Genomic DNA, 6,335 nt, shown 5'->3' on the forward strand with positions numbered 1-6,335 from the left:
ATACAAAACTGCTGTCTGCCCAACGCGCTTATGACTTTGCAGGAATATCTGATCGATTACGCCGCCGACGGTACACGAATGACAGGAGAAAAATTGATAAAGAACGAAATTGGAAATATACCGAACGAAAAAATGCGTTCCTTTGTCATTAAACATTTAGAAGATATTAAACAGGGGAAAAGGGATTTTAGAGTATGAGTTTAAACGAAACACCGCAGGGAGAACGCCTGCATATCGGCATTTTTGGCAGGCGCAACGCCGGAAAATCAAGCCTGATGAATTCCCTTACAGGGCAGGATATTGCCGTTGTATCGGAAGTTAAAGGGACGACTACCGACCCCGTTTACAAAGCTATGGAACTTCTGCCAATAGGCCCCGTTGTCTTTATCGACACCGCTGGAATTGACGATGACAGCGAATTAGGCGAGCTGAGAATCGCCAAAACCAGAAAAGTGCTGCGTAAAACCGATATCGCTCTTTTGGTTGTCGACGCGGAAGAAGGGCTTGCCGAAGAAGACGATCAGTTAATCGCCGTTTTTAAGGAATTGGGCGTAAAGCATCTAGTTGTGTATAACAAGAGCGACTTAAAGCAAAATTCCCCTAACGGAGAATTCCACGTTAGCTGTAAAACAGGAAAAAATATACACGAATTAAAAGAGAAAATCGCCGAAATAGGCAAAGATAAAGACGACGGGGGGCGCTTAATCGCCGATTTAATAAACGCCAACGACGTAGTCATACTGGTAGTGCCTATTGATAAAGCGGCTCCAAAAGGCCGCCTGATACTGCCGCAACAGCAGGTAATACGGGATATATTGGAAGCCGGGGCCGTTTCTATGGTAACAAGAGAGGTTGAATTAAGCGATACGCTAAAAAAACTAAAAGCCCCCCCAGCGCTCGTTATTACGGACAGCCAGGCTTTTGAAAAGGTTTCCAAGGAAACGCCCGTCGACATTCCTTTAACTTCTTTTTCAATACTGATGGCGCGTTATAAAGGAATATTGGAAAGCGCGGTTCTTGCGGCTAAAATATTGGATACCATACGGGACGGCGACAGGATACTTATCTCGGAAGGCTGTACTCACCACAGGCAGTGCGATGATATAGGAACCTTTAAACTCCCCAAATGGATTAAGAAGTATACAGGAAAAGAGCCGGTATTTGAATTTACTTCCGGCATCGAATTCCCCAACGATCTTTCCGGCTATAAATTGATTATCCACTGCGGCGGCTGTATGCTAAACCGCCGCGAAATGATGTACAGAGATCATTCGGCGCGTAACGCAGGTATCCCCATGACCAATTACGGCGTGGCAATAAGCTTTATGCAGGGAATTTTGGAACGATGTATCGCGCCCGTACTAAGTCCTTTGTAAGCAAACAAATTTTATTTTACGTCGCTATAAAATTACGCTGTAACCCGTGCCGTTTATCGCGCTTACAATCTGCTCCTTGGTTACAAGAGCCGCGTCATAGTCAACAAGCACTTCTTTTTTGTGCCTGTCGGCTTTAACTTTCTTGATGCCGGTTAGTTTGCGGACGGCGTCCTGAACGGCGATTTCGCAATGGCCGCAGGACATACCGTCCACGCTTAATTTTGTTTTTTCCATAAAATTCTCCTATAGATTTTGCACCTGCACGGGCATCCGGCGCGCGCATCCGCAGGGGCATCCTGAGCATGCGGACGTACCTGCGGATTTGTTCTTTTTCTTTTCCCAGCAAATGTTAAGGATAATCGACGTGACAATTACAAGCAAACTAATCCCGGTAAGAATCGTGCCTAAGTTATTCGACAAAAAAACAAACATAAATACCTCCTGTTTTATATTCTCTTTTCAGCTGACGGGCGGAACAGCATATACAGAAATCCCGCCGTTATAAGAAACGCCACTACCGTTCCAAAACCGAAATGCCCTGTAAACAACATTCCAAATTGAAAGATACAAAGCGATACGATATACGCAAGACCGCACTGGTAGCCTATCGCCGCCCAGAACCATTTGGCGTTATTCATTTCCCTTTTAATCGCGCCCATCGCCGCGAAGCAGGGGGCGCATAACAGGTTAAACACCAAGAATGAGTAAGCCGTCAATGTGGTAAAACTTGCGGTCAACGCGCCCCATATTTCCGCTCCGTCTTCCGCGACTTCGCCGAAACCGTAGAGTATGCCGAAAGTGCCTACCACGTTTTCTTTCGCGATTAATCCCGTGATGGCGGCGACCGCGGCTTTCCAGTTGCCCCAGCCTAAAGGCACAAAGATTAGGGCGATAACTCTGCCGATAACCGCCAAAATGCTTTCTTCCATATCGACCATGCCAAAGCCGTCTTCGCCCCATCCAAAGTTGGACGCGAACCAGACAAATATCGTCGCCAAAAGGATTATCGTTCCCGCTTTTTTAATGAACGACCAGCCTCGTTCCCACATACTGCGTAAAATGTTAATCACGGTAGGCCAGTGGTAGGCTGGAAGTTCCATGACAAAAGGCGCGACTTCGCCCGCGAATATCTTTGTTTTTTTCAAAATCACGCCTGAACATATAATCGCCGCGATTCCGATAAAGTACGCGCTAGGGGCGACCCACCATGTTCCGTGGAAAAGCGCGCCGGCAATCAGCGCGATAATGGGCAATTTCGCCGAACAGGGGATAAAGGTGGTGGTCATAATCGTCATTTTGCGGTCGTGGTCGTTTTCAATTGTGCGGGACGCCATAATGCCGGGAACGCCGCAGCCCGTACCGATAAGAAGCGGAATGAACGATTTGCCGGACAGCCCGAAACGGCGGAAAATCCTGTCCATGATAAAGGCGATACGCGCCATATAACCGCAGGCTTCCAGAAAGGCGAGGAAGATAAACAGGATAAATATTTGCGGCACAAAGCCAAGCACCGCGCCGACGCCCGCCACAATTCCGTCTAAAATTAAATCTTTCAGCCATTCGGCGCAATTTATCGCTTCAAGTAAATTGCCAAGTATTACAGGAACGCCCGGAACCCATACGCCAAAATTAGCAGGGTCGGGTTCTTCAGCTATCAGTCCGTCATTAAAATTGCCGACAGATTCCTCATAAGCGGAAGAACCGATTCCAAACAGGTGCCAGCCGTCTCCGAAAACTCCATCGTTTGCCCAATCGGTCGCAATCGTTCCTACCGTTGTAACGGAAACAAAGTAAACGATAAACATTACAACCGCAAAAATAGGGAGCGCTAAAACGCGGTTCGTGACCACTTTGTCAATTTTGTCCGATATGGTGAGTTTGCCTTTGTTTTTAATTTTTATGCAGTCCTTGATGATTGAATCAATGTAATTGTAACGCTCTGCGGTGATTATGCTTTCGCTGTCGTCTTCAAGTCCCGCTTCACACCGTTTAATGTCCTGCTCGATATGCGCGACCTGTTCGGGTTTTAACCCGAGTTTTTCTATAATTTTCTTGTCGCGCTCGAAAAGTTTTATTGAAAAAAAACGCTGTTGTTCATCGGGCATATCATGTAAAACCGCTTCTTCGATATGCGCCAGCGTATGTTCCACCGCGCCCGAAAAACTGTGCTGTGGTAGGGTTTTTTCGCCGGTTGCCGCTTTGATCGCCGTTTCAGACGCTTCCGCAACACCGTCTCCTTTAAGCGCGGAAATTTCAACGACCTTACAGCCAAGTTCTTTTGCGAGCCTTGCGGCGTCAATTTTATCGCCGTTTTTATGCACTACGTCCATCATGTTTAACGCCATGACGACCGGTATGCCAAGTTCTGTAAGCTGGGTCGTAAGGAACAGGTTGCGCTCCAAATTTGTGGCGTCAATAATGTTTAAGATAGCGTCTGGTTTTTCGTCAATTAAATAATTACGGGCGACTATTTCTTCCGGTGAATAAGGTGAAAGAGAGTATATGCCCGGCAGATCCGTTACTGTTACGTCTTTATGCCCTTTCAATCTGCCTTCTTTTTTTTCTACCGTTACGCCAGGCCAGTTTCCCACAAACTGGTTGGAGCCGGTAAGCGCGTTAAACAGGGTAGTCTTGCCGCTGTTGGGGTTTCCCGCAAGCGCTATTTTAATAGCCATATATTCCTCCTCTCACTATTCACTAACTTCGATTGATTCTGCGTCTTCTTTCCGCAGGGAAAGCTCATAACCGCGCACCGTAATTTCCACGGGATCGCCTAACGGGGCGACTTTGCGGACATGGATTTCCACGCCTTTGGTAATACCCATTTCCATTATACGGCGTTTAACAGGGCCGCCGCCGCCTATTTTTACTACCATCACAGTTTCGCCAGGTTTTGTATCTTTAAGCGTTTTCATGACACGTCTCCTTCTTACACCATTATTTTTGTGGCCATTTCCTGACTCACCGCCACGCGGGATTCTTTTATACTTACAATCACGTTACCGCTGTTTTTAGTAACAACCGTAATATGCGAACCGGGAACAAAGCCTAAGTTTGCGAGAAATTGCCTGGTTTCTTCTCTGCCGCCAACTTTTTTTATCAAGTTGTCCTCTCCAATTCTCGCCATTGATAAGGGCATCATTGTATCCTTCCTTTTCGGTTTACGGTAAGTTATAACTAACCGCAGGGTAAACAAAAAAGTTAGTTTTCACTAACTATATACAGGTTAGCCTTTCCTAACTTATTTGTCAAGCGTTTTAATGAAAAATTAACATATTTTTATTTATTTTCTTAAAATATGGTATATTTGTTGTTATATTTGGGAAATATGTAGTATTAATCGAATTATTTTACTATTAAAGAGGCTTTATACCCATTTGCTTAATAAAATTCGCGCTGTCTATTACTTTCTGCTCATTGGGATTAATGTTTTCGTAGCTTTTAGTCAGTTTTAACAGGAGTTTTACTTTGGCGATGGCGTCATTGCGCCAGATGGAATCGGGGTATTCAAGGATGACTTTCGTAAAATAATTTTCGGACAGGTAAATGGACAGGATAATATTATTTAACGCTTCCATAAGCTCTTTGTAAGGTTTAAGGGTATAGGTGTTGTCCGGCTTGCGTTTATAGATAAAATTAGGGTGGATATTTTTATAGTATTTTATGCCCAATTTGTAATACAGGTAATCCTGATTTTCAACCTGCACAATGGCGTTTTCCGGCGTGATTGAAGCGTCGTTAACGGCGGTTTGCCTGTTCTTCGAGTATATTTTCAGGTCATTAAGAATATTAGTCAATTTCTTTGTAATTTCGCCGTTTATAGTTTCCGTGTTTGAATCTTGAGACAAATCGGGATGGTATTTTTTGATAAGCTGTTTTATCAGTCTTCTTATGTCGGTATTGTTCATCAAACCCCTTTAGGCAGTTTAGAGAGCATAATTCGGCGATGGTTTATGACTTTGCCGTCCGCGATAAAACGCCCGTCTCCTACCGCGTGAAAACAGCGCTTTTCGGCGCGGTTTTTGTCCACCCACGCCGCCAAGCCGTCTAGGACAAAAATGCCGTGGTTTTTAATGTGGTCAATCACTCTGCACTCAATATTAGCGTAACATTCTTTGATAAGCGGCGCGGACACGTTTTCCGCTTCCAAAGGCGTTAACTTAAACTTTTCAAACTTGTCTACTTTTGCGCCTGAACAAGTCCCTATCTCTACGGCTTTTTTCGCAAGATCAACGGCGGGTATGGCGATTACACATTCTCCGGTTTTTGTCAGGGCTTTGAAAGAGTGGTTCCACGGGCCTGTCACAAAGGCAAAACGGGGGGTAAAGTCCATTACCATAGTCCATGAAACTGTGAGGATGTTTTGCCTGCCGCCGTCGGCGGTGGTTACAAGGACGACGGGACCGGATTCGAGAAGGGTAAACGCTTTTTGGAGCGGTAGTTTTTTCATCATCTTGTTAATACGATAACACGCTGTAAACGACGCCGCAAGCCTGTTTGTAATCCCCTAATTCCCCCTTTGTGTGAATTCTTCGGAATTTATTTCTTGCTACACGGATATTTTAGTATTATTATATAGATACAGGAGGCAATTATTGGGCATTCATGAATCGGCGGAAATGTACCTTGAAACAATCCATGTTTTAGGCCTGAAGGGGAATCAGGTTCGCTCGATTGACATTGTAAACGAGCTTGAATACTCAAAGCCGAGCGTAAGCGTCGCCATGAAAAACCTTAAATCCCAGGGCTATATTTCAATGGACGACGAAGGATTTATTACCCTTACCGCTAAAGGGCGTAAAATAGCCGAGACGATGTACGAAAGACATGTCGCTCTTTCAGACTGGCTGATTGTCTTGGGCGTCGTTTACAGCGTGTTATCGTATTAACAAGATGATGAAAAACCTACCGCGTGAAAACAGCGCTTTTCGGCGCGGTTTTTGTCCACCCACGCCGCCA

General features: G+C 45.2%; 9 protein-coding genes and 1 pseudogene. 3 read left to right on the forward strand and 7 right to left on the reverse strand.

All coding sequences use genetic code 11. The features are described from left to right. Together ACYVTD_RS09030 and hydF are read left to right on the forward strand one after the other, a co-directional pair. Positions 1-198, forward strand: a pseudogene (locus ACYVTD_RS09030) ([FeFe] hydrogenase H-cluster radical SAM maturase HydG); the annotation flags it as partial. Then, complete coding sequence (gene hydF / locus ACYVTD_RS09035) at positions 195-1,376, forward strand: [FeFe] hydrogenase H-cluster maturation GTPase HydF (RefSeq protein WP_461247450.1); 1,182 nt, start codon at positions 195-197, stop codon at positions 1,374-1,376. The pseudogene ACYVTD_RS09030 and the gene hydF, both read left to right, overlap by 4 nt. A gap of 24 nt (positions 1,377-1,400) precedes the next feature. On the opposite strand, the gene ACYVTD_RS09040 is transcribed toward hydF, so the two are convergent. From ACYVTD_RS09040 to ACYVTD_RS09070, 7 genes are all read right to left on the reverse strand, one after another. After that, the gene (locus ACYVTD_RS09040) at positions 1,401-1,610 is read right to left on the reverse strand and encodes a heavy-metal-associated domain-containing protein (protein ID WP_461247451.1); all 210 of its coding nucleotides are present in this window, start codon (positions 1,608-1,610) and stop codon (positions 1,401-1,403) included. Between the two features lie 9 nt (positions 1,611-1,619). Continuing rightward, on the reverse strand, positions 1,620-1,808 hold the full coding sequence (locus ACYVTD_RS09045; protein ID WP_461247452.1) for a hypothetical protein: 189 nt from the start codon (positions 1,806-1,808) through the stop codon (positions 1,620-1,622). Positions 1,809-1,822: 14 nt separating this feature from the next. Continuing rightward, positions 1,823-4,051, reverse strand: coding sequence for a ferrous iron transport protein B (feoB, locus tag ACYVTD_RS09050; protein ID WP_461247453.1), 2,229 nt, complete (start codon positions 4,049-4,051; stop codon positions 1,823-1,825). A gap of 15 nt (positions 4,052-4,066) precedes the next feature. Further along, complete coding sequence (locus ACYVTD_RS09055; protein ID WP_461247454.1) at positions 4,067-4,291, reverse strand: FeoA family protein; 225 nt, start codon at positions 4,289-4,291, stop codon at positions 4,067-4,069. A gap of 14 nt (positions 4,292-4,305) precedes the next feature. Beyond that, positions 4,306-4,518: a FeoA family protein gene (locus ACYVTD_RS09060; RefSeq protein ID WP_461247455.1), complete on the reverse strand. Its 213-nt coding sequence runs from the start codon at positions 4,516-4,518 to the stop codon at positions 4,306-4,308. A gap of 214 nt (positions 4,519-4,732) precedes the next feature. Next, positions 4,733-5,284 carry a hypothetical protein gene (locus tag ACYVTD_RS09065; RefSeq protein WP_461247456.1) on the reverse strand — a complete coding sequence of 184 codons (552 nt, stop codon included), beginning with the start codon at positions 5,282-5,284 and terminating at the stop codon, positions 4,733-4,735. Beyond that, positions 5,284-5,829, reverse strand: coding sequence for a flavin reductase family protein (locus ACYVTD_RS09070; RefSeq protein ID WP_461247457.1), 546 nt, complete (start codon positions 5,827-5,829; stop codon positions 5,284-5,286). The genes ACYVTD_RS09065 and ACYVTD_RS09070 overlap by 1 nt, the downstream gene beginning before the upstream one ends. A 142-nt stretch (positions 5,830-5,971) precedes the next feature. Between ACYVTD_RS09070 and ACYVTD_RS09075 the strand changes: the two genes are divergently transcribed. Then, a complete protein-coding gene (locus tag ACYVTD_RS09075; RefSeq protein WP_461247458.1) occupies positions 5,972-6,265 on the forward strand; it encodes a metal-dependent transcriptional regulator in 294 nt (97 codons plus the stop codon). Positions 6,266-6,335: the final 70 nt, after the last annotated feature.

It is taken from the genome of Treponema sp. R6D11 (assembly GCF_054786075.1).

Bases quoted from the DNA above. Each gene is read 5' to 3' on its own strand.
- hydF (WP_461247450.1), top strand. From the start codon at position 195: ATGAGTTTAAACGAAACACCGCAGGGAGAACGCCTGCATATCGGCATT.
- ACYVTD_RS09040 (WP_461247451.1), bottom strand. From the start codon at position 1,610: ATGGAAAAAACAAAATTAAGCGTGGACGGTATGTCCTGCGGCCATTGC.
- ACYVTD_RS09045 (WP_461247452.1), bottom strand. From the start codon at position 1,808: ATGTTTGTTTTTTTGTCGAATAACTTAGGCACGATTCTTACCGGGATT.
- feoB (WP_461247453.1), bottom strand. From the start codon at position 4,051: ATGGCTATTAAAATAGCGCTTGCGGGAAACCCCAACAGCGGCAAGACT.
- ACYVTD_RS09055 (WP_461247454.1), bottom strand. From the start codon at position 4,291: ATGAAAACGCTTAAAGATACAAAACCTGGCGAAACTGTGATGGTAGTA.
- ACYVTD_RS09060 (WP_461247455.1), bottom strand. From the start codon at position 4,518: ATGATGCCCTTATCAATGGCGAGAATTGGAGAGGACAACTTGATAAAA.
- ACYVTD_RS09065 (WP_461247456.1), bottom strand. From the start codon at position 5,284: ATGAACAATACCGACATAAGAAGACTGATAAAACAGCTTATCAAAAAA.
- ACYVTD_RS09070 (WP_461247457.1), bottom strand. From the start codon at position 5,829: ATGATGAAAAAACTACCGCTCCAAAAAGCGTTTACCCTTCTCGAATCC.